Origin of the sequence: Desulfomonile tiedjei, from assembly GCA_016212925.1 — a bacterium.
Lineage (GTDB): Bacteria > Desulfobacterota > Desulfomonilia > Desulfomonilales > Desulfomonilaceae > JACRDF01.
In genome coordinates, this window is record JACRDF010000047.1 from 403,597 (window position 1) to 425,330 (window position 21,734).

Genomic DNA, 21,734 nt, shown 5'->3' on the forward strand with positions numbered 1-21,734 from the left:
GCATCCTGGTGAACGAGCAACTCGCTGAATCCATCTTCCTGTGCCGGCCCTTTCAGCCTGGCGAACCGGTTCTCAACCGTGTGCTGGTCATGGGAGGCGACCAAACGGGACTGGAATTGGCGAACCGGCTTGGCCGCGAGGGCCTCGAAGTGCTGCTGGTCGGGAACGAAGCCGGTGCGCAGGTTAGTGAGAGCGTCAAGGTGATGGCCGGTTCGGTTCTGGAAGAAGTCCATGGCTTTGTAGGCAGATTCGAGGCGGTCTTAAGGACCGCGGGTGAGCGTTCCCGCGAAAGAGTAGGGTTCATCGTGGCTGCTCAGCCCGCTGAGATAGTCCCCAAGTACGATGCGTACGGGCTGTCCAAAACCCCAAGGGTCATGGCTCTCTCCGATCTGGAGAGTATGCAACGCTTTGGTGACAGTGTGGAGCCGCGGCGTGGCGACTGGTTCCATGCGGCTTTCTTGCTGGGGCTTCAGGGCGAGTCCGAGCCCACGGAATTTGCAAGGGTCTTGAAAGCCATTCAGCGGCTCCAAAATGAAGAACGGGTGCAGTGTTACGTTTTTACAAGGAATTTGAAGGTCGCAGCTTCGGGGCTCGAAAGGTTGTATCGCGAATCGAGAGAACAAGGGACGGTTTTTTTCAAGTTCGATACCGATGGCTCGGCATTTGAGGACGGTCCGGAAGAGTTTTTAATGACCTTCAAAGACCCGTTGTTGGGCCTGGAGATGGAGCTTGCACCGGATCTATTGGTTGTGGATGAAAGACTCAACCCGCCGCGCTCCTTGGGGCCGCTCGTGGATGCCATACCTTCTTCGCGTGCAGCAAGCCCTTTCTTGAAGCATGACTCGACACGATTTGCAGGCGTGGAGACGGCTAAAGCGGGGATATTGGCGGTCGGGCCTTCGCGAGGAGTTTTCGACGCGGAGACCATTGCCGGGGACATTGAAGCTGTCGTACTGGCTGTCAAGAAGCATATCCCGGATTCTCTCAATTCCGCTCTTGCCGGTCCGCCGGAGATCGATCCTGCCAGGTGCACAATTTGTCTGACCTGCGTCCGCCTCTGCCCGCATGGGGCCATCAGTTTTCACAAAAGAGCGGAAGCAGACCCTGCCAGTTGCGTTCGGTGTGGCATTTGCGCAGTGGAATGTCCGATGCAGGCGATTCGCCTGGAGCCGCCCGCTGGCGAGGAGGATTTGATCGAACGGATTCGGAGGGGCCTCTCGAATACCGGGGAAGGCGCCAAGAGGATAGTAGCGTTCCTGTGCGCTCGGTCTGCCGCGCAGGCCCTCGAGTCCGTGGGGATGCCCATCCGGCGGAAGATAACCCCAATTATTGTGCCTTGTGCCGGAACAATAGATCCAGGCCACATTCTCGCGGCTATGGAGGAGGGCGCGCAAGCGGTACTCGCGGCCGGCTGCTACAAAGGCAACTGTGCGTCGGTCTATGGAACTGTCCTTGCGGCCGAAAGGACGAATCAAGCTCGGCATGCGCTCCAGGAAGCCGGTATTGATCCTGACCTGGTGATGTTTGCATCTGTCGCGGGCAACACCCCCGCCACGCTGGTCCAAACGATCCGGCACCTGGAAGCTGCTGTCGATCGGGCATTCGCAAAAAACAAGTAGCCCGCGGCTGTGAACCTTCAGAAACCACATGCTCAAAGGAGCTGTTAGATGAGCCGTATCCGCCTCAATACACTGGACCCGTCTTTCAAACACCGCGTGGCACAACAGCGGGGCGGAGAAGGCATACGGGCCTGTTTCGGGTGCAAGGCCTGCACCGCGGCTTGTCCAATCGAAGTGGTGGAAAAAAGGTACGATCCCAGAAAAATCATACGCATGGCGCTCCTTGGAATGAAGAAAGAGGTCCTGGAAAGCGATTTTATATGGCTGTGTTCGTCCTGCTACGGTTGTCACGAAGTGTGCCCGCAAAATGTCCGATTCACCGAGGTGATGTTCGCTATTAAGAATCTGGCTGTAGCCGAGGCCTGCGTGCCGCCGGGCCTAACCGGCCAAAAGACATTGCTGAAAGCCCATGGCCGATTGTACGAAGTTACTGACTTCGAGAACGAGAAGCGTGAGAAGCTGGGACTGCCTCGCATTGTGGAGCACCCCGAAGATTACGAACGTCTATTGCATTCACGCGAAACCGAAAGTTAGGTTTTTTACCGCGGCAATCCTTGGTTTGCGTGCCGCGAACTTGTCGAAGTGAAAGAGTACCTGATGGAAGCGCTTTTGTACCTGGGATGCACGGTCCCGGTGAGAAATTTGAACTATGAATTGGCTGCAAGGCTCACCGCGGAGAGGTTGGGTATCAAGTTCCGGGACCTGGAGTCTTTCGGATGCTGCGGATTCCCTCTGAAGTCTCTCGATGCGGAGGACACCCTGGTTGCCGCGGCAAGGAACTTGGCTTTAGCCGAAAGAGAGGGCCTGGAGATTTGCGCGCTCTGCAACGCTTGCGCAGGGACCCTGGCCGAAACTGCCCATACTCTGGAGACCGATCCGGAAACCAAGGCCATGGTGAATGAACGGCTTGCGGCAGTGGGCCTCCGGTATGAGGGACCGGTCCGGGTCAGGCATTATATGAGGCTCCTCTGGGAGGAAGTCGGCCCGGCCGGGATAAGAAGCGCCGTGACAAAGCCGCTCGACGGAGTGGTTCTGGCTCCGCATTACGGCTGCCACTATCTTAAACCCTCAGAATTGACCGTTGGTTTTGATTCCCCCGATGTTCCCGCAACATTGGCGGAACTCATCGCAGCCACCGGTGCTCGTTCGGTGGACTATCCCTCGTTGAAGGAATGCTGCGGGGGCGGGGTTTTAGGGATCTCCGAAGAAGTGGCCAATGCGCTGGCAAGCATAAAACTTCAGGATGTGGCCGAGACGGAAGCGCAGGCGCTGGTTCTCGTGTGTCCGTTCTGCAACGTCATGTATGAGGGCCAACAGAAAAAGATCTTTAAGGAAGCCGGCCTTGACCTGAAAGTTCCGGTGGTCTATTATCCCCAGATCCTGGGGCTGGCACTAGGGCTGTCTTCGCAGGAACTCGGATTTAAGCTCAACCGGGTAAAACCTTCAGAACTTTTGAAAATCGTCGAGGGCTAACAAAGCAGGAGACCTTCGGAATATCCCTTGGAATGAAAGAGATAATCCCGCGAGGCGCTGCAAATAGAGGACGACGGGGCAGAGCGTGGAACTGTAAAATTGGGTCGGGATATTTGTCTTACCCGCGAAGGAGGTTGCTATGGAATATGAGGGCTATGTTTTTCCGGATGACCTGAAGTACGAGAAGAATCATTTCTGGGCAAAAGTGGAAGGGGACCTGGTGGTCACCGGTGCAACAGAGTTTATCTCAAAGCAAGCGGGTGACATAACCTTCGTTGACCTCCCGGAAGAAGGCGACGAGCTGACCCAAGGCAAGCCGTACGGTTCCATTGAGTCGGGCAAATGGGTGGGAAGGATTTACGCTGTGATCTCCGGCGAAATAGCCGAGGTCAACGAACTGCTCGAGGACGAGCCTGAAAAAATGAACGAAGAGCCCTACGGTGCCGCGTGGATTTGTAAGATTCGCCCATCGAACCTGGAAGCGGATTTGGCTAATCTCATGTCTCCTGATGACTCGTTCAAAAGCTTCATCACGGACGAAATCAAGAAGATCGAGGAACAGAAGAAATAGTACGCCATTCAAAATAGTGTTTCTCTATTCGCGCCTGTATTGTCACAAATGGGGAAACCTCACGGGGTTTCCCCTCCTGAGACCCTTTTCCCCTTGGTAAACAATCTATTGTGCAATTTCGTTGACGCTGAACTTTGTTCCTGATAGGGGTAAAGCCCCGATCAGGGGCACAACATCCCCGTGGTGCGCCCACCCAAGGAGTGTTCCATGGAAACCATGAACTTGCTGGATATAACGATAAAATACTTTAACGTAATCGTATTTGTCATGTGCGTTCTCTTCGGGATGATTTCCCTTTTCGCTTCATGGATCGCGTGGCGGGAGATTCATCGGAAGAAGAACATTATTCGTAGCGTAGTAGCCGCATACAACATCGCCGAAGATACGCTGGAGAGAGGGCGCACACCAATAGGCGATTTCGATATGGATCCCGCGATAGTTCAAACCATCTTCAACAGCATGCAGGAGATTCTTAACGCAATTTACGGAGAGGTGACAGGCAAGCCGATTCCCCCGCGCGAGGAGCGTACCCACGGATCAGGAAGATTCGCCGCAATGCGGGCTATCGGCAAAATCTGGAAAAGAGAAGAAGCGAGTGATCGGGTCAACATCGATACCGAGGTGCCGGCCTTGATTTCAGAAGAACGGGAGCATCATCAGGGCATCTCGGCCCCATAACCTGTCAAAATTAGGCAACATCCCTCACTTCGCCTCCAGCGAAGTACTTGCCCAAGGCAATTTGTCCGGCCCTACGGATTGCAGCCTGGCAAGGTATTCCTCATAATAGGCTTTCTCCTTCAAGCTGGCGCGGCAGCCAGGGAAGACCACCACGCTGATCTTCGCAAGACCTTTTTCAGAGTTATCGCCTTTCTTAGATTTGTCACTTTTTTCGAAATGGTTCAAGACCACCGCACACCGCTGGTCACTGTTCCTAAGACGAATATTGTCGATCATCGGGAAGTCATAGAAACCCACCCACATTTCCGCACCCTGCAAGTCCACAGTCTTGTCTTCGTTGCGCGTAATGATCTGCAATCTGACCTCAAGTTCCTCGGTCTTCTCATTTTTCCTTAACACTTGAGTCCGGACAAACTTCCTTTCCTTTTTTTCCCCAATGCCAAGCATGAGATATTCACTTGTGGGGCTTTCACCATCTGCGGCGCTTTTGCCCTCCAGACTTAGAACGAGGGGCTGACCGTATCCCTCATTTACGTCCTGTACCTGAGTCAGATCAACTGTGAAATCGGCAGTATTTCCTCCTTGTTCCAAGACAGAGAACTGCCTTTTTCTTATTTCCTCCGCAACGCTTTTCAGGCGAGCTTTCAGCTGTTCATCGTCTTTTCCTTCGTCACTCTTTGAGAGAAGCTGTCGTTGAACGTCATAAAAAAGCGCTCTGAGATCAATAGAATCGTGAAAGTTCTGGGCCAAAAGCTCGAGCTTTAGGATCTCATCGCTGACCCTCATTTTGTCGTCCTTTTTCCCGACCACGGATTGAATTATCTGTTGGAACATGTCCTTGCGAAGAGCGCTATCGGCACTTTCTCTTTGGCTCATGATTTGGGAAAAGAGCCGGTGTTTCTCTTCTCGCTGCTTCTGGGCTTCCATTGATTTTGTTTCATCCTGCCTCTGCTTCTCCATCGTGTTGTTGACCCAAACGCCCATCACAAACAGGACCAAGGGTAACAGTATGGCGCTCAATATCCTGGATACGCCCTCAAGCCTGTCCCAAAAGTCCCTCTGCTTGCAACCATCATTGTCTGCGCTCATGCTCACCTCCCCGATGAAATAGTCAACGTTTCCGGTATCAAATGAACATCACATCGGACAGGTCTCGAATATGACGAAATGGTTTTGCGGTGGATCGCAGGACTCCCTTCATTGGGTCCTCTGGTTACCTCCAGTTGACACTCTCCTCGTACATTAGCAAACACGCTGTACAAGCCGAACATATCCGTTCGTGCCAGTTCCAATTTTTGAGCATTACGGGAAATGATGACGACTAGATCTTTCTGGGGAACCCCGTTTAGTCTTACGATTCCCCAAATTTCCCCGGCGAGCACCGGGGCGGCAAAAAAGGTCACAAATAGCGCCAATACACAGGCTTTTTTCATGTTTCCCCCCATCCCTCACTAATTCGCGAGCTACGAAATTGTCTCCTCAAACAGGTTTCCCGAAGCACGACTGATTTGAACTCTCCATTCTGATGTTGGACACCATTTGCGCATTCTCCCTCAAACAATTTGAAGAAGCCGCGGTCAAGCTCGATAAAACCGAATTCATCAACAAGGTGTTCCTCGAATAAATTGAGGTTGCCCGTATACTAGGTTTGCCCTCTGCATGTTTGGTTGCGTTGTACCGGTTCCGAGACTAATTGTGGGCCATGCGTACAATTGGCAGCCCGTTGGCTGTGATCTGTGAGGGTTGCCCTATGATTTGGAAGAAAACGCCTGGAAATCTGCAAAATGGTCGTAGCAAGGATGACTGTTCAGGTGGTTACTGCTTGCCCACCTTTGCCTAGCCCGAGGCCACATATCTCAATTTTTTCGCTCCCAGTCCCCCTCTGGGAAAACAAAAATTGGCTCTAAAAACAGATTACGAGGAACAACAATTGGGTGTCAATATATTTTTTCAAAATACCGAACGATTGTGCGGGCCGATCAATATTCGCGTTAGCAAAAAAAGAGAGGCCCAAAGCAGGGAGAATGCGAATCCCCAACCGGGCTTTGCCGTTATCCTTGTGAAATCCAATGGCGGTTGCGTATCCCAAACTCTTTTCTTCCACCGCCAGATCGCTTCTTGCCATCATAACCCTGCGTTTGTACAATTTACGTGCTATACTAAGTGGATTAATTCCCTCTTGGGGGACGGACTCCTTTAATCGAGATAAAGTCGGGAGAAATTAGATGGAAACCGGGACAGAAACAGTTAAACGAGGTCACGCCCAGATGCTCAAGGGCGGTGTAATCATGGATGTGGTCACTCCGGAGCATGCCCGGATCGCGGAAGAAGCCGGCGCGTGCGCGGTAATGGCCCTGGAGAGGGTCCCCGCGGACATCCGAGCCCACGGCGGAGTTGCCCGCATGAGCGATCCCGGCCTCATCCTGGAAATAATGAAAGCCGTAACGATTCCTGTGATGGCAAAGTGCCGCATCGGCCATTTCGTGGAAGCCCAGATATTGGAGGCCATTGGCGTCGACTACATCGACGAAAGCGAGGTCCTCACGCCCGCGGATGAACAGCATCACATCGAAAAGTCTGCTTTCAAAGTGCCGTTTGTTTGTGGATGCAGGAATCTCGGCGAGGCCCTGAGACGCATCGGCGAGGGCGCTGCAATGATCCGGACCAAGGGCGAAGCGGGCACAGGTGATGTCGTCGAGGCTGTGCGGCACGCCAGGGCTGTTATCGGTGAGATTAGGCGGCTGACGAACATGCGGCCGGATGAATTGATGGCTTACTCAAAGGAGATCGGGGCTCCTTTCGAGTTGGTGAAGGAGACGGCTGAGAAAGGGAGGCTGCCGGTGGTCAATTTTGCCGCAGGAGGAGTGGCCACTCCCGCGGACGCGGCCCTTATGATGCAACTCGGAGTGGATGGCGTATTCGTCGGATCAGGCATATTCAAGAGCGGCAATCCTGCGCTCCGTGGCAAGGCAATTGTCGAAGCGGTAACACATTACAGTGATCCCAAGATCCTCGCGGATGTCAGCAAAGGGCTCGGCGAAGCCATGGTAGGCATCGGTGTGACCGAGCTGCCGCAAAATGCGAGACTCGCCGGACGGGGTTGGTAGAAATCGGATGAGGATCGGAGTTCTGGCGCTGCAAGGAGATTTTGAGGAGCACTGCGCGGTTCTAAGGCGACTCGGCGTTGAGCCTCGCGAGGTGAGATTACCGGAGCATCTGGAAGGGCTGGACGGATTAATCATACCCGGAGGGGAAAGCACTACCATAGGCAAGCTAGCCGCGAGGTTCGGCCTTCTTGATGCGCTACGAAGACTGGCCGATGCCATCCCCGTGTGGGGGACGTGTGGCGGGTTGGTTTTCCTTGCCAAAGATGTGGGAATGGATCAGCCGCTCCTGGGTATCATGGACATGGTGGTCGAGCGAAACGCTTTTGGCCGTCAAGTGGACAGCTTCGAGGCGGATCTGGAAATCCGAGGGATAGAAGGGGGAGGATTCCACGGGGTCTTTATCAGGGCCCCGGTAATAAAAGAGGTGGGACCCAAGGTGGATGTGCTCTGCCGCCTGGCTGACGGAAGGATAGTTGCCGCAAAGCAGGGACATGTTCTCGTCACGTCGTTCCATCCTGAATTGACAGCGGATGATCGTCTGCACAAGTATTTCCTTGATATCGTAGCCGGCGAGAAGAACTGACCTGACGCCAACCTGGCGATTCTAGGCAGGGCTTGTCGGGACATAGCCAGTGCAAAGGAAAGTCAACTGATCTCAATCAGTAAGGGCACAGCATAGAGACCGTCTCAAAACTGGAAAATCTCCTGCAACCGTCGTCACATGTGGTAGTTGTAGGGGCGGTTCGTGGACCGCCCGCAATCAGGGCGCTTCTCGAAGCGCCCCTACACCGGCCTCCTACAGTTTAAGGTTTTGAGAGAGTCTCCATCCAGTGCCTTTACAGGTCCCACAAAGCCAATTTGCGATTCCTTATCAGAATTTGGCGATAGCTTATAAGCGCTCCTAATATCATGAACAAGTTCAAAGCAGTCGTGGAATATGATGGGACGGCTTACCACGGCTGGCAGTTGCAGAAGGACCTTCCCACGATTCAAGGGCAGATGGAGAAAACCCTGGAGCGTATAGTGGGCAAGGCGACCCGAGTGCACGGTTCCGGACGGACTGATGCGGGCGTCCACGCTGTAGGGCAGGTGGCTCACTTTTCGACGGATTGGTCTCATACTCCGGAGGAGCTTTGGAGGGCATGCAATGCCTTGCTGCCCCCGGACATTGCAGTGCGAAGCCTGGAGCACGCGGCCGATGATTTTCACGCACGGCATTCCGCGCACTCGAAGACCTATGTATATCAGATTCTGAATCGTCCTCTCCGGTCACCCCTGTTACGCCTCTACTCATGGCACATCCCTTTGCCACTCGACTCATCCTTGATGGCAGCGGCAGCGGCACACCTGGTGGGAAGCCACGATTTTGCAGCATTCGGGTCCCCAACCGACGGCACTACCTCGACCGTCAGGGAAGTTCTCCTCGCGCGATGGGATGGAAATGCAAGTCACTGTATTCTAGAATTCACTATTTGTGCTTCAGGGTTCCTCAGGTACATGGTCCGGTCCATAGTGGGCACACTGGTAATGGTGGGTAGGAAAAGGATTCAGCCCGAGGACTTCTTGCACATACTTGAATCGTGCGATCGGTCTCAATCAGGGCCGACCGCGCCTCCACACGGCCTGTTGCTGAAATCGGTGGAATACGAATCGAAACAGGCGATAAGCCTGTCCGACGCAATACCATCGCGGAGCAACCTTGATGTTTGAACCTGTTTACCTGCGGACGCTCAGGGCGGGCGCTCTGTCTGCGAAGGTTGAAAAAGCGCGGGAGATGCTCAAAGACTGTTACGTGTGTCCTAGAAACTGCCGTGTGAACCGGCTGGAAGACGAGACCGGATTCTGCGGCATCGGAAAACTTGCTAAGGCCTCTTCGGCCAACCCTCATTTCGGAGAAGAGTCGCCACTTGTAGGCTCCGGAGGCTCAGGAACCATTTTCTTTACCTCCTGCAACCTCAAGTGTGTTTTTTGCCAGAACTACGAAATCAGCCACCTCATGGAAGGCGAAGATGTGGATACCCCGACCCTTGGAGGGGTTATGCTGGGCCTGCAGCGCATGGGATGCCACAACATCAACTTCGTGACACCCTCGCACGTTGTTCCGCAGATCCTCGAAGCGGTAAACTGGGCGGCTGGAAATGGTCTCCAAGTCCCGCTCGTGTACAACACAGGGGGGTACGATTCCGTCGAAACTCTGCAACTTCTCGATGGAGTGGTAGACATTTACATGCCGGATATCAAATTCATGGACCCGAAGATCTGCAAGGATATGATGGACGCGGAGGACTATCCTGAAATCGTGCACCACGCTATTCTGGAGATGCACAGGCAGGTGGGGGACCTTGAGCTTGACAGCCGTGGAATCGCCACGCGAGGGCTCCTGGTCCGCCATCTGGTGATGCCCAACGAGCTTGCCGGGACCCGTGAAGCCATGAGATTCCTTGCCAAAGAGGTCTCCGCAAACACGTACGTTAATATCATGGATCAATATAGGCCATGCGGTCGAGCCTTTGATCAGCCGGAAATCAACCGGTCGGTCAATCATCAAGAATACGTCGAGGCTATCGGGATGGCACAGCAGGAAGGGATAACACGACTGGACGAAAGGGTCGGAGCCAGAATGAGGTTCTTTTAGGAAAACATCATCGACCGGCGGACAGGGGAGACGGATCATGAAGTTTTTTGGGACTTGAATCTTCGCATTGTCTGTTAAGTTCAAATGCTAACAGACGTTTTTTTAAACATCCAACGAAGGAAGGCCATTGCTTGGGTGCCACTGCTGGCTTGCCCAGCAGTGCCCACACGCAAAACACTGCTGGGCAAGCCAGCAGTGGCACCCGCTGCGGACAGGTCGCCCAATTTTCCCGCACCGGCGTGCTCTGGTGGGTCTCCTCATAGTCGTTTGGACGCTGCTTTTAGCAACCGGTACATTTAAAGGAAAGGAAGCAGGATGCGTAGAATTAATCCGCAGTATGCAGAAATGATCCGGGCCGGGGTAAATGAATCGCCATACTTCCAATTGTTGTCAATGAAGCTTGTCGAATTCGACATCGGTAGTTCGCTGCTGGAAATCGTGGTCGAAAAAGCAAAGCACCTTCAGCCCTTCGGATTTGTTCATGGCGGGGTTTTCTCGTCAATCGTAGACGCGGCCACGTTTTGGGCGGTATACCCGGAAGTTGATGAGAATACGGGGATGACGTCCGTGGACCTGAAGCTCAACTACCTGGCCCCATGTTCTGACGGCAAGCTAATTGCGCGAGGAAAGCGGATCAAACTCGGGAAAACCCTTGGGCTGGGCAAAGCCGAGGTGACCGACCAGGACGGTCGCATCCTCGCTCATGGAACCTCCACACTGATCGTACTCCCCGATCTGACCTTTGCCAACAAAGGCGCTCTGCCCCCGAAATTCATCCATGAACAGTGAATGGGAAAAGGCTTTTGGTGCAAAGACGCCTCGTAGCCATGCCCGCAGCCGTTTTTTCAGAAGGCGCTTTCCGATGATTCGCGTTTGAACCCTTGACGCGGTCTGCAATGATCTGGTACAAGCTATGTTCTAGGTGTAACGATGAATCCTTCCCGACGTCGCCGAGGAAGCGGCCGTCGCCGGTGACCGGGAGAGGGCGATCTGGAGTTACTGAACCCGTCAGGTCCGGGAGGAAGCAGCGGAAGTAATCTCGGGGATCGGCCCCCAAACCCGATCACCGGTCACGGTCGTTTCCCTTCCAATCGGATGTCTCACAAGCATGCCTTCTTATCTCGTTTTAGCTCGAAAATACAGGCCAAGCACATTCAGTGACGTGGTGGGTCAGGACCACGTTGTAAAGACGCTCCAGAACTCTATTCTTTCAGGCCGCGTAGCGCACGCTTTTCTGTTTTGCGGGGTGAGAGGAGTCGGCAAAACCACCGTGGCCCGGATTCTTGCAAAAGCCCTGAACTGCTCCGGCCGGCAAGAAGGACAGACCGATCCGTGCAACGAGTGCTCTTCGTGCAAGGAGATCGGCTCGGGCATTAGTGTGGACGTTCAGGAGATTGACGGGGCTTCTCATACTTCCGTGGAAAATATTAGGGAAATTAACGAGAACATAAAATATCCCCCTGTCAGTTCACCGTACAAGATCATTATCATCGACGAAGTTCACATGATTTCCATCAACGCATTCAATGCGTTGCTAAAGACCCTCGAAGAACCGCCCGCGCATGCGAAGTTCATCTTCGCCACCACTGAGGCGCACAAAGTCCCGCCCACGATCAATTCTCGGTGCCAGCGGTTCAATTTCAAGACCATTACCATGCGGGATATCATCTCTGGCATGTCGGGGATTCTTGCCCAAGAAGGTATTGAAGCGGATGAAGAGGCCCTGGCTCTTATTGCCAGAGAAGCACAGGGTTCGTTCAGAGACGCTCTGAGCCTACTCGACCAGGTGATAGCGTTCGGCGCCGAACGGATAACTTCGGACGATGTGGTAGGAATCCTTGGAATTGCAGGCCGCAACTGTTTCGGCCGTTTAATGGGTTCAATTCTCGATCGGGATCGCGCTTCAGCTCTGGGTTTGATTCACGAAATCTTTCAGGAGGGTTATGACCCGGAACAGTTTGTCCTGGATATGATTCAGTACTTGAGGAATCTGATTATGGTTGCGGCTGTGCCGAAGAGCGCTCGGCCCGACGGCATGGTAGACGCTCCGCCCTCTGAAGTGGAAGAAATGGAAGCCCTGGCCTCCAAAACCTCGGGAGAAGAACTCCAGAACCTGTTCAGCATTGTGCTTCGCAGCGAAGCCGAGGTGAAGCGCTCGGGCAATCCTTCGGTCGCGGTAGAGATGCTGGCGCTAAAGATGGCTTACGCACCGAGCCTAAAGGACCTCTCGGAGATAATCCATATCATTGATTCCAGCGCCACAGCCGGAACAGGCGCTGCACGTCCCGAAGCTAGAAGCGCGATCGAGCCGCCTGCTCGTGTCAAATCGAAGGGGCCTGCAAGCGACAAAGCCGCTGTCCCGAACAAACCGGAGACTAAACGGTTTGAGCCTGAGGAAGATGTGCAGGAACCCCCCACGGACTCGTTCACCATAACCAGAGTTGTACCCGTGCCCGCGGGCAATCCGGACGAAGTCTGGGCAAGTCTGAAGGACCGATTGAGCGAGTCAGGGGCGGACGGGTTCCTGCGAGCCATCATGGACCACGGGAACCTCATTTCATTCGGGCCCACGGAAGTGGAGATCGGTTTTCACAAAGCATTCTACAAAGAAGAATTCGAAAGCAAATTAAAAACCAAGCCACAAGTTATGGAAATATTCGAGGAATTCTTCGGAGACGCAAAACTCAAGATCCTGACTCTGGCGCAGGAAACTTCTCTGGATACCCAAAAACCCTATTCGGTTCAGGCTGACGGCCAAACCGATCTGGACCGGGCCCTAAGACATGAGGCGATAGAGAATCCTATCACCAAGGCGGTATTGGCTGAATTTGAGGATAGCTCCATCGAGGAAATCAATATACTATCCTCCAAACCGTGACAGACCGTAACGTTGTTTCTCGCGATCGAGGAGGCGGAAAGCCTGCCCACTTGACAGACCGCGGGCAAACTTTTAACCTTAACGATACAAAGCCCTTGTGCAGGAGAATGGTCATGGCAGGATGCAAAAGTTGCTCGGGATGTTCTCCGGAACCGAGCCCACAGGTAACCAAGAAGGCCGAGAAATTGGAAAAAGGAGAGCGATCCGGCAACCCGCGTTATCCCCTCATCTTTGTTGGCAAACAGGCAATCTACACTGATGACAGCGCCCAAATGATTGTAACAGTTGTCTCGGACAATTCGGATGATGCTTGCGACTGCTTTAGTCTTAAGCCTCAACGGATACTCAAGGACGCCCGGGAACGGCACAAGTTGGACGAACCCTTTGAAGCAACCCAACCTGCCAGTGAGAATTGCTGGAAATTACGTGCCCTGATTTGATGCATTAGAAAAGGCAGATTCTGAGTCAATTTTCAGAGTCATCGCTTAATGCGGCCACTGTTTCTATTGCGCTAAGCGCGTCCAAACCTTTACACCCACACGGATAACATTTCCGGCCGGATCAAACCGGCGGCTGTTGTGCGGGTGTATACCTCAGTGGTAGAACCCGCCGACATTGTGAGCAGCCACGGTTTTGCGGTTGCCCCGCGGCGGCCGGGGTTGAATTATGTAAGAGCGATTGCATGCAAGTTGTCTTAGCCTGGCGAAAAGGGAAAGACTGCAATGAAAGATTATTACCCTGAGCAATTGGCGGAGCAGAATGGTGAGGGAGGGAAGCCTGCGCTGGTAGCGGTTAATGACAAGGTATACGACGTTTCCGGCAGCAAGAGATGGATTCGCGGCAGTCATATGAAGCGCCATCAGGCCGGTCAGGACCTGACCAATGAGATTCAAGGCGCTCCACACGGGTTGGAAGTTTTCGAACGCGTTCTTTTGGTGGGCAATTACGTCCACCGTGCCGAAGAGCCATCCGCGGGATTAAAAGGAAGGATCGAGGCATGGTTGGACCGGCGGCCGTTTTTCAGGAGACATCCTCATCCCGCGGTAGTCCATTATCCCGTTGGCATGCTTTCCGCTGCGCCGGTTTTCTATGTGCTCGCTCTGGCAACCGGCTCTTCTCGAACGGAATGGGTTGCGTATTGTTGCTTGCTTGTCGGTTTATTGACCATTCCTGCCGCCATGGTCACGGGCTATTTCACTTGGTGGATCAACTACGACCTGGTTGATTCGCCCATAATCCTTATGAAGCGCAGGCTTGCGTGGATCGCACTGTTTGTGGCCCCTATTTCATTTTGTGTAAGGACTTTTCTGGTGGTCGATCCGCTTCGCATCGGTGATTCTTTTGTGATGTTTTACCTCGCAGCCACATTCATACTGGCTGGCCTGGCAACGTACATTGGTTTTCTCGGCGGAAAACTGACCTTTCCGTATAGCCACAACTAGAGCGACCATACCGCACAAATCGGTACGGATCGGCCCGAACCGAACCCTCCCACGGAGCGTCCATGAGACAACAGGCCGTCGGTGAACTTGCAGAACCCCGAACCCGTGTGACGGTTGCGAAATTGAAACTGCTATTCGGGCTCTCCCGGACTCCTCACGGCCTGCTGGATTTGGCAACCCCTGCAATGGCTGCGTTATTGTGTTTGGGGCATTTCCCGCCACCGTCAGTGGTAATTGTTGGGTTGATCACCGCTTTCGCCGGTTACACCGCGGTCTACGCCCTGAACGATCTGGTGGATTTTCACGTGGACAAGGAAAGACTGTCCGCCACGAAAGATCTGGAAGACACGCGTCGTGTTGATGAAATCATGGTCAGGCATCCGTTGGCCCAGGGATTGATCCCATTCCGGAGCGGCCTTGCCTGGTTCAGTTCGTGGGCTTTGGTGGCACTCGCGGGAGCTTGGTGGCTCAATCCTTTCTGCGCGGCCCTCTTTGTAGGGTCTGCTACCCTGGAAATCGTGTACTGCAAACTTTTGCGGATCACCCATCTCAAGGTAATACCGTCTGCAATTGTGAAGGCCACCGGAGGGCTCGCAGGGGTTTACGCTGTGACCCCCTCCGCTCCTATGGGATTTGTTGCGGTCCTTTTTCTTTGGCTCGCCGCGTGGGAGGTCGGGGGCCAGAACATTCCCAATGACATTGTGGACATGGAGGCGGACCAGCGAGTCTCGGCCCGGACTACCCTGACCGTGAAAGGGGTCCGGGAGTCAGTTTTCAGGATCGTTGCCGCGGTTTCCATGGCGGCGTTCGGCGGCATAGCCGTTTACTGGGTTGCCGGTTCCGGACTCAGATGGATCTATCCCTTGGGGGCTGTGGTCCTTGGCTGGAAGCTCCTTTTGGAGCCAGCGCGAACACTGTATTACAATCCCGGCGAAAACGCGGCCGCCTCACTGTTCAACAGTGCCAGCTACATGCCCGCGGCGTTCCTCGTGCTTGCCGTTCTGTCCATCTACTTTCCCTTTTGATGGGAATCCTCAGAGCCTCGGAGCGTCTATCAGGTAATAAAGATGGTCGGCACAGATCAATCCAAGAAGGAACAAATGCTCATGAATTGGCCCGAACGGGTCTGGATATACAGCCCTGTTCGAGTCTTCTTCCTGAAACGCGAAATGGACAAGTGGATTCGACTGACCGGGAACGCGCCGGTGGATAATGCACTGGAGGTCGGCTGCGGTTTGGGCAAGGGAGCGCAACTCTTGGTGGAAAAAATGGGCTTCAAGCGAGTAACCGCTTTCGATCTGGAAGAAATCCTAATCCGCCGCGCATACAGGAACCTTCCCGCCCGATTCCGGCAATCAATCGGCTTTTACGTTGGCGACGCGCAGGACCTGCCCTTCTCGGACAATGCTTTTGGCGCGGTGGTCAACTTTGGCATCATCCACCATGTCCTGGATTGGCGCCGTTGCATCCGAGAGATCGGCAGGGTACTGAAAAAGGGCGGTATATTCTATTTTGAGGAGATTTTCCCGCCCCTGTACGCGAACTTTCTCCTCAAGCGCATGCTTCGCCATCCGACCGAAGACCGCTTCTACGCAACCGAATTTGTCGAGGCTTTGTGTAAAGCCGGTCTTCGCCTCGTGGAAGGAGTAAACACCAACTCCAGATACGGTATTGTCGGAGCGGCACTCAAGCTATAAGTGCGATCGAAACATCCGTGTCAGGTCGGGCGAAATAACCTCGGTATGAATCCCGGCACTTCGGATCTGTACTTCCGATACTCGTCACCTAACTTCGCCAGGAGCCTCTTTTCCTCGATTCGCGCGCCGATTATCAAATAAAGGGACAGCGCTATATTGGTGACCAGAGCGGTGTCGTTCAGGTTTCGGCTCCATAGGAGTATGAGACCGGCCAGGAATTGCGGATGGCGTACAACTCCATAAATTCCCCAGGTGACAAGCTCGGTTTCACTCGCACGCGGTCGCGAACCGATCCCCAGGGCACTCAAGCCCAGGAAGCGCCATATGTTGATCCATCTGAAGGATAGGTAGAACATTACGGCAGCAACCACCCACAAGGATAGCTGTGCCCATCGGAACGGTCCGTGCCAGTGCCAGATACTCGTTTCGCCTTCCCTAGGAATGAGCCACCACACCAAAGCCAACGTGGCCACCGCCACAACACTGTAAATCAGCCGATAGTACGGACCGAGGTAGTGGCTTACAACGCGGGTTTTGCCTATGGGGCCTTCGCTATTCAGAAGAGAATGGACCACACACCAGACAATCCAAAGAGCCGCGGTGGTCGCCAGTCGCCCGGCTTGCGACCAATCCATCATGGTAACTCGCAGGTTTTGAAAGCATTTCTAACGTCACGCACCCGTGGCGCTTCGTTTGCGGATCTCGTCACGGAGCATGAACATATTAGCGGCGAAGGAGCAATTCTCCAGGTATCGGACCAGCCTGCTCGGGTTCTTCTTTCGCACCACGAAAATTTTTCTCCAGAATTGGACCGCGGTTGAGGGACGCAGTCCCAGCATTTGGATAAGCTTGCTGAAGATCGTCAGGTTCTGCATCCTTTTGTTCCACGGGGTGCTCGGATTCTTACGGGCGTTGGTGGAAGGATCGGCCGGCTCCATCCCCATTGCCCGACGAGTAGGTCGCATGGACAGACAGGAGCGGGATATTCGCTCCAGACAGCCGTTCGGCTCGTACAATTGGGCCCATGCGTCGGCCCACTCCTGCATTATCTCTTCCACAGGGCGACTCGGAACAAAATTCATCCGCGAAGCCAGGGTCTCCCCACTGGTAATTTCGGGCCGAAGCCTGCCTTCTTCCAGCAATCGATTCCATAGCTTGGTGTTCGGCAGGGCTTGCAAGACGTTGACGAATACCAGCCCAAGGCCCGCAGCTTGTACAAGGTCCAGAATACGTTGCTGGACTCCCGATTCCTCGCCGTCGAATCCGATAACAAAGCTCGCAATTACTGTCAGCCCGCGGTCGTTCAAGGCGTGGAGCGAGTCCACGACCGGGTTGTCAATGTTTTGCATCTTGCGGTTGCGGGCCAGGACCGCCTGATCAGGCGATTCCACCCCAACGAGCACATAGGAAAAATTCGCTTCGGTCATAAGATCGATCAGATCGGGGTCCTGGCCCAGATTGATGGATGCCTGGGTTGCGAATGAGAAGGGCTCGCCTCGAGATTTGCTCCATGCGACGATCTCCCGTAGAATGGGCTGAGCGCGGGATTTGCTACCTATGAAGTTGTCATCACTTACGAATACCAGGCCCGTCCAGCCGAGACGATGGAGCGATTCCAGTTCCGCAACCACTTGGTCAGGAGTTTTGTAGCGCATTTTCCTGCCATAGAGATTCACAACGTCGCAGAATTCGCATTCAAAAGGACATCCTCGAGATGTCTGTACGGCCATGGAAAGGTAGTTGGAGAGGTTCAGTAGGTCGTACCGAGGAGTTGGGGATGTGGTAACGTCCGGCTTGTCAGGAGCTTGGATCACTTTTCCGGTTTGCCTGGCTGTTATGGCCTCCAATATTTCTTCGCGGATAGTCTCGGCCTCCCCGCGGACGAGCACATCCGCTCCCGCCTCCAACACCGGCTCAGGGACAGAGGTCACGTATGCCCCGCCGCAGACCACAAATTTTCCTCGCGACTTGGCTTCACGTACAAGAGCCAACATACCCTGGCTTTGGAGAATCATTCCCGAAATTAGGACGACGTCCGCCCATTTCCAGTCCGCTTCCGACAGATCGGTGCAATTGAGATCGACAAGTTTCGGTTCCCAATCTTCCGGCAACATGGCCGCGATGGTAATTAGCCCCAGCGGTGGGGTGAAGGACTTGGCTCCGATGTTGTTGCAACTCTTGGAAAAAGACATCAATGAAAGCGGCAAATCCGGATACAACAACAGTACTTTCATGGTTACTCTCCCCCTGATAGCAATTCGCAGCGACTATATGAATCCGGTTCACAATCTGCGACCGTACGACGAAGCACTGAAATTGAGACAATCGCTTCGCAGAGATTGGCCGGCAAGCGCAAGGCCCTGGGATACCGCCTGGTCTTTACGCGAGCGCGAAGCCCAACCTTCGTAGCGCCTGCATCTTGCCGGTAGTTCTGGTTGGCTCTTTACGCGAGCGCGAAACCCCACAGCGAATTGCCATTTTCAATGCGCAGCCGTAATTACCCCCTCCATGGCTCCACAGGAGCCGCCGATCTTACCGGCCCGGCGTATGTACACCCCAAGAAAACTTGCCGGATTTGCCATTACTAGGGCACGGCGTTGAAGCAGGCCCGATCTCGGAGACCAGAGATCTCCCGATTTCCCTCACCATTCTCTCAGCCTCTGCAACGCACAGTATAACATTGTCAATAGCTTCAATTTTTTTCTGATAAGCGCTGAATTCGGAATTCGATTTCATCTTGCACCATTGGATCGAACCTTTATTATACTTCCTGACGAACCACAATATCAAAGTGCTTTGGGAGGGCGGGTGCCGTCCGCGGAGAAGTCTTATCCCAGATCGGTACTATCCCGCGACCCTCACCGCATTGAGGAGCCCCTTCAGTTCCGATTCCTTTCCGAGATGCACCCGGATGATTCGCCGGCCTTTGTTTTTCAATGCCTCGTAGTCGCCGATAGATTGAGCGGACTTTAGCACGGAGAATGAATAAGGCTCTCCGGGAATAGGAACGTCCTCTTCGTCCTCTGATGTGACCAATATGTACACCCCTTTGTCCGGCCCTCCTTTGTGAATCTGGCCTGTGGAATGCAGATATCGTGGGCCGAAGCCCAAAGTCGTGGCAACCTTGAACTTGTCTCTAAACTCCTCCCTCACGGCTTGGAGGATGTCAATGTTTTCGGTCCTCGGCCGGATAAAAGCATTGATCGCCACATAGTCCGCCGGTTTGATGGACGCTACAAATTTTCCCAGGGCCGAGGTCAAACCAGGATCTCCGACCGCAACCTTCTCGCCGTCGGGTATTTTGTTCTCCTTCTTGTACGCTTCAAGCAGCCTCTTGGTGATATCTTTAGATTCCTGGACGTTCGGCTCGTCGAAAGGGTTTACCTTGAGAATCGCGCCGGCAACAGCCGTGGCAAATTCCCACCTGAACATCTCCCGGCCGATATCGTAAGCCGAGTGTAATCGCTGGGTTACTACCGGCTGCCCTGATTTCTCCAGCGCGGAAATATGCTCGTCATAGGAAGTGTCACCATCCAGCCGCGAGTATACGAAAAGGCGATCATGGCCGTAAGCATCGGGATGACCGACCGGTTCTCCGGCTACCGGAATGACACCTCTGCCTTCCTTGCCCGTGCTTTCGGCCACGAGCTGCTCCAGCCAGGTGCCGAAGCCACTCAATGCAGGGGAGATGATGAGCGTCAATTTGTCTTTGTCCGCCAGTGCAAGCTCCCCCATTATAACCCCCAACCAGGTGCCGGGGCTTTCCAGCGAAGGGACCTCCGGGCCGGAGGCCTCTACTGCCTGAGCGGCCCTCATCAAGAAACGATCCAATTCCATCCCGATGAGAGCAGCGGGCACCAAGCCGAAATAGGACAAAGCACTGAACCTTCCCCCTATATTTGGAGGGTTGAGAAAGACCCTCCGGAATCCGTGTTCGGATGCCATCTTGCCAAGGCCTGTTCCGGGATCCGTGATTGCGATGAAGCTCTTACCCGCGTCAGGTCCCAAGGCCTGCTCCATCCTTGCACGAAAGTACTTGTACAAGGACATCACCTCTATGGTGCCGCCCGATTTGCTGGACACGATAAAGAGGGTCCGTTTGAGATCCAGGTTGCGGTCCACATCCAGAATTGTGCCAGGGACCGTTGTATCGAGCACCTTTAGATCGAGATATCCGTCAGCAGCGCCAAAGCAATCGGCAAACACTTCGGAAGCTAAACTGCTGCCTCCCATTCCGAGGAGAACCGCGGTGGTGAACCCGGATGACCTTATCTCGTCAGCAAAGTCCTTGAGGCGCTGCTTCTCGCCTATCATAGTCTCGACCGCCTGGAGCCAGCCGAGCCTCTGACCGATCGCGCTCCGAACATCAGGATCCCCGGCCCACAGGGCTGTGTCGCCGGTCCAAAGACTCTCAGTGGTCTTGTCCGCGTCGAGTCTCGCGAGCGTTGCGTCCACCCGGGGCTGAAGCGCACCCAGCGAAGCCGATCGGTGGCCCCAGCCGCGTAGCAGCCGGGTTCTCTTTTTTTCAATCTCCTTGAGAAGCATGTCGTAGGAATCCGCAAACGCTTTGACTCCGTTTTCAAGGAGTTGATCCATGATTTCGCCGATGTTGATGCCCATTGCCTCCAGTTGTCCAAAGACCTCACGAGCCTCATCCACACCTTCTTCGATGCGAACAGCGGGTGTTCCGTGGTCCTTGTACGCCTCCAGGGTGACATGCGGCATGGTGTTGACAGTGTCCTGCCCGATCAGAGGGTCCACATAATAGGTGTCAGGGTACGAAGGATTCTTGGTGCTGGTGCTTGCCCAAAGGACCCTCTGGGGCCTCGCGCCGCGACTCTTCAGGGAGGCAAAACGCTCTCCGTAGAAAATCTCCTTAAACAGCGCATAAGCCATCTTGGCGTTAGCGATGGCTGCTTTCCCCACTAATTCTGAAGCCAGACTCTTGAAGTTGGGATCGGTTATCTCCTCCAGCCTTTCGTCAACCATGGAGTCCACCCGGCTGACAAAGAACGACGCCACAGAAGCGATTTGGCCGGGGTTGCCTCCTGAAGCCACCCACTCTTCCATGCCCTCCACATAGGCCATGGCTGCATTGAGATATTGTTCAAGGGAGAAGATCAGAGTGATGTTGATATTGATGCCGGATGCGATTAGATCCTTGACTGCCAGCAGCCCTTGAGGTGTGGCCGGGACCTTGATCATAAGGTTTTTTCTGTTCACCAGCTCGAATAGGCGCCTCACCTGCTCCAAAGTTCCCGCCGTGTCGTAGGCAAGTCGTGGAGAGACTTCCAGGCTCACATAGCCGTCCATGCCTGAGGTTTCGTCGTAAACTCCCTTTAGCAGGTCCGCGGCCTCACGGATGTCTTCTATAGCCAAGCTCTCGTAAATGGCCTCTACATCTCTGCCCTGGTCCACCAAGACGTGCAAATCATTGTCGTAGGTCTTTTCGCTGGAAATCGCTTTTTGGAATATGGTCGGGTTGGAAGTTACCCCTCGGACTCCGTCCTCATGCACAAGCCTACCCAGCATGCCTGACCGCAACAATTCGCGGCCGAGGTTGTCATACCAAACAGATTGTCCAAGGAAACTCAGCTCTACCAATGGATTGGTCATCAAAAGCCCCCGCGTGGT

Annotated in this window: 19 protein-coding genes and 1 other RNA gene; 16 read left to right on the forward strand and 4 right to left on the reverse strand. The window is 54.1% G+C overall.

Annotated features, from left to right (window positions below; translation table 11 throughout):
* Positions 1 to 8 precede the first annotated feature (8 nt).
* The 5 genes from HY913_20605 to HY913_20625 all read left to right on the forward strand — a co-directional run bounded on the left by HY913_20605 (position 9) and on the right by HY913_20625 (position 4,341).
* The gene (locus HY913_20605) at positions 9 to 1,619 is read left to right on the forward strand and encodes a hydrogenase iron-sulfur subunit (GenBank protein MBI4965691.1); all 1,611 of its coding nucleotides are present in this window, start codon (positions 9 to 11) and stop codon (positions 1,617 to 1,619) included.
* Positions 1,620 to 1,667: 48 nt separating this feature from the next.
* Complete coding sequence (locus HY913_20610) at positions 1,668 to 2,153, forward strand: 4Fe-4S dicluster domain-containing protein (GenBank protein MBI4965692.1); 486 nt, start codon at positions 1,668 to 1,670, stop codon at positions 2,151 to 2,153.
* Between the two features lie 63 nt (positions 2,154 to 2,216).
* A complete protein-coding gene (locus HY913_20615; GenBank protein MBI4965693.1) occupies positions 2,217 to 3,092 on the forward strand; it encodes a CoB--CoM heterodisulfide reductase iron-sulfur subunit B family protein in 876 nt (291 codons plus the stop codon).
* Positions 3,093 to 3,231: 139 nt separating this feature from the next.
* Positions 3,232 to 3,663 (forward strand): glycine cleavage system protein GcvH, encoded by a 432-nt coding sequence (gene gcvH, locus HY913_20620; protein ID MBI4965694.1) that lies wholly within the window; start codon positions 3,232 to 3,234, stop codon positions 3,661 to 3,663.
* A 207-nt stretch (positions 3,664 to 3,870) separates the two neighbouring features.
* Entirely contained in the window at positions 3,871 to 4,341 is a 471-nt protein-coding gene (locus HY913_20625; GenBank protein MBI4965695.1) for a hypothetical protein, read from the forward strand.
* Between the two features lie 24 nt (positions 4,342 to 4,365).
* Here HY913_20625 and HY913_20630 read toward each other — a convergent pair whose 3' ends face one another.
* Positions 4,366 to 5,430, reverse strand: coding sequence for a hypothetical protein (locus HY913_20630; GenBank protein MBI4965696.1), 1,065 nt, complete (start codon positions 5,428 to 5,430; stop codon positions 4,366 to 4,368).
* Positions 5,431 to 6,566: 1,136 nt separating this feature from the next.
* Here HY913_20630 and pdxS point away from each other — a divergent pair.
* From pdxS to HY913_20685, 11 genes are all read left to right on the forward strand, one after another.
* Positions 6,567 to 7,448, forward strand: coding sequence for a pyridoxal 5'-phosphate synthase lyase subunit PdxS (pdxS, locus tag HY913_20635; GenBank protein MBI4965697.1), 882 nt, complete (start codon positions 6,567 to 6,569; stop codon positions 7,446 to 7,448).
* A gap of 7 nt (positions 7,449 to 7,455) precedes the next feature.
* Positions 7,456 to 8,031 carry a pyridoxal 5'-phosphate synthase glutaminase subunit PdxT gene (gene pdxT / locus HY913_20640; GenBank protein MBI4965698.1) on the forward strand — a complete coding sequence of 192 codons (576 nt, stop codon included), beginning with the start codon at positions 7,456 to 7,458 and terminating at the stop codon, positions 8,029 to 8,031.
* A gap of 326 nt (positions 8,032 to 8,357) precedes the next feature.
* A complete protein-coding gene (gene truA / locus HY913_20645) occupies positions 8,358 to 9,158 on the forward strand; it encodes a tRNA pseudouridine(38-40) synthase TruA (protein ID MBI4965699.1) in 801 nt (266 codons plus the stop codon).
* Positions 9,151 to 10,083: a radical SAM protein gene (locus tag HY913_20650; GenBank protein MBI4965700.1), complete on the forward strand. Its 933-nt coding sequence runs from the start codon at positions 9,151 to 9,153 to the stop codon at positions 10,081 to 10,083. The genes truA and HY913_20650 overlap by 8 nt, the downstream gene beginning before the upstream one ends.
* Positions 10,084 to 10,398: 315 nt before the next feature.
* Positions 10,399 to 10,872 (forward strand): PaaI family thioesterase, encoded by a 474-nt coding sequence (locus HY913_20655; protein MBI4965701.1) that lies wholly within the window; start codon positions 10,399 to 10,401, stop codon positions 10,870 to 10,872.
* 184 nt (positions 10,873 to 11,056) lie between these two features.
* Positions 11,057 to 11,151, forward strand: an RNA gene (gene ffs / locus HY913_20660) — signal recognition particle sRNA small type.
* A 40-nt stretch (positions 11,152 to 11,191) separates the two neighbouring features.
* Positions 11,192 to 12,961, forward strand: a complete 1,770-nt coding sequence (dnaX, locus tag HY913_20665; protein ID MBI4965702.1) for a DNA polymerase III subunit gamma/tau — start codon at positions 11,192 to 11,194, stop codon at positions 12,959 to 12,961.
* Between the two features lie 113 nt (positions 12,962 to 13,074).
* Positions 13,075 to 13,401, forward strand: a complete 327-nt coding sequence (locus HY913_20670; protein ID MBI4965703.1) for a hypothetical protein — start codon at positions 13,075 to 13,077, stop codon at positions 13,399 to 13,401.
* A 282-nt stretch (positions 13,402 to 13,683) separates the two neighbouring features.
* Positions 13,684 to 14,403, forward strand: coding sequence for a cytochrome b5 (locus HY913_20675; protein ID MBI4965704.1), 720 nt, complete (start codon positions 13,684 to 13,686; stop codon positions 14,401 to 14,403).
* Positions 14,404 to 14,465: 62 nt separating this feature from the next.
* Positions 14,466 to 15,428, forward strand: a complete 963-nt coding sequence (locus HY913_20680) for a UbiA family prenyltransferase (protein ID MBI4965705.1) — start codon at positions 14,466 to 14,468, stop codon at positions 15,426 to 15,428.
* Between the two features lie 75 nt (positions 15,429 to 15,503).
* Positions 15,504 to 16,100 (forward strand): class I SAM-dependent methyltransferase, encoded by a 597-nt coding sequence (locus tag HY913_20685; protein MBI4965706.1) that lies wholly within the window; start codon positions 15,504 to 15,506, stop codon positions 16,098 to 16,100.
* Positions 16,101 to 16,120: 20 nt separating this feature from the next.
* Here HY913_20685 and HY913_20690 read toward each other — a convergent pair whose 3' ends face one another.
* From HY913_20690 to HY913_20700, 3 genes are all read right to left on the reverse strand, one after another.
* A complete protein-coding gene (locus HY913_20690) occupies positions 16,121 to 16,738 on the reverse strand; it encodes an isoprenylcysteine carboxylmethyltransferase family protein (protein MBI4965707.1) in 618 nt (205 codons plus the stop codon).
* 33 nt (positions 16,739 to 16,771) lie between these two features.
* On the reverse strand, positions 16,772 to 18,334 hold the full coding sequence (locus HY913_20695; GenBank protein ID MBI4965708.1) for a B12-binding domain-containing radical SAM protein: 1,563 nt from the start codon (positions 18,332 to 18,334) through the stop codon (positions 16,772 to 16,774).
* A gap of 610 nt (positions 18,335 to 18,944) precedes the next feature.
* Positions 18,945 to 21,716: a bifunctional transaldolase/phosoglucose isomerase gene (locus HY913_20700; protein ID MBI4965709.1), complete on the reverse strand. Its 2,772-nt coding sequence runs from the start codon at positions 21,714 to 21,716 to the stop codon at positions 18,945 to 18,947.
* Between the last annotated feature and the right edge of the window lie 18 nt (positions 21,717 to 21,734).

Excerpts from the sequence above, each read along its gene's own strand:
- HY913_20610 (MBI4965692.1), top strand. The coding sequence starts at position 1,668 with ATGAGCCGTATCCGCCTCAATACACTGGACCCGTCTTTCAAACACCGC.
- gcvH (MBI4965694.1), top strand. The coding sequence starts at position 3,232 with ATGGAATATGAGGGCTATGTTTTTCCGGATGACCTGAAGTACGAGAAG.
- HY913_20625 (MBI4965695.1), top strand. The coding sequence starts at position 3,871 with ATGGAAACCATGAACTTGCTGGATATAACGATAAAATACTTTAACGTA.
- HY913_20670 (MBI4965703.1), top strand. The coding sequence starts at position 13,075 with ATGGCAGGATGCAAAAGTTGCTCGGGATGTTCTCCGGAACCGAGCCCA.
- HY913_20655 (MBI4965701.1), top strand. The coding sequence starts at position 10,399 with ATGCGTAGAATTAATCCGCAGTATGCAGAAATGATCCGGGCCGGGGTA.
- HY913_20690 (MBI4965707.1), bottom strand. The coding sequence starts at position 16,738 with ATGATGGATTGGTCGCAAGCCGGGCGACTGGCGACCACCGCGGCTCTT.
- HY913_20675 (MBI4965704.1), top strand. The coding sequence starts at position 13,684 with ATGAAAGATTATTACCCTGAGCAATTGGCGGAGCAGAATGGTGAGGGA.
- pdxS (MBI4965697.1), top strand. The coding sequence starts at position 6,567 with ATGGAAACCGGGACAGAAACAGTTAAACGAGGTCACGCCCAGATGCTC.
- HY913_20615 (MBI4965693.1), top strand. The coding sequence starts at position 2,217 with ATGGAAGCGCTTTTGTACCTGGGATGCACGGTCCCGGTGAGAAATTTG.
- HY913_20630 (MBI4965696.1), bottom strand. The coding sequence starts at position 5,430 with ATGAGCGCAGACAATGATGGTTGCAAGCAGAGGGACTTTTGGGACAGG.
- HY913_20695 (MBI4965708.1), bottom strand. The coding sequence starts at position 18,334 with ATGAAAGTACTGTTGTTGTATCCGGATTTGCCGCTTTCATTGATGTCT.
- HY913_20650 (MBI4965700.1), top strand. The coding sequence starts at position 9,151 with ATGTTTGAACCTGTTTACCTGCGGACGCTCAGGGCGGGCGCTCTGTCT.
- HY913_20680 (MBI4965705.1), top strand. The coding sequence starts at position 14,466 with ATGAGACAACAGGCCGTCGGTGAACTTGCAGAACCCCGAACCCGTGTG.
- HY913_20685 (MBI4965706.1), top strand. The coding sequence starts at position 15,504 with ATGCTCATGAATTGGCCCGAACGGGTCTGGATATACAGCCCTGTTCGA.
- HY913_20700 (MBI4965709.1), bottom strand. The coding sequence starts at position 21,716 with ATGACCAATCCATTGGTAGAGCTGAGTTTCCTTGGACAATCTGTTTGG.
- truA (MBI4965699.1), top strand. The coding sequence starts at position 8,358 with ATGAACAAGTTCAAAGCAGTCGTGGAATATGATGGGACGGCTTACCAC.
- dnaX (MBI4965702.1), top strand. The coding sequence starts at position 11,192 with ATGCCTTCTTATCTCGTTTTAGCTCGAAAATACAGGCCAAGCACATTC.
- pdxT (MBI4965698.1), top strand. The coding sequence starts at position 7,456 with ATGAGGATCGGAGTTCTGGCGCTGCAAGGAGATTTTGAGGAGCACTGC.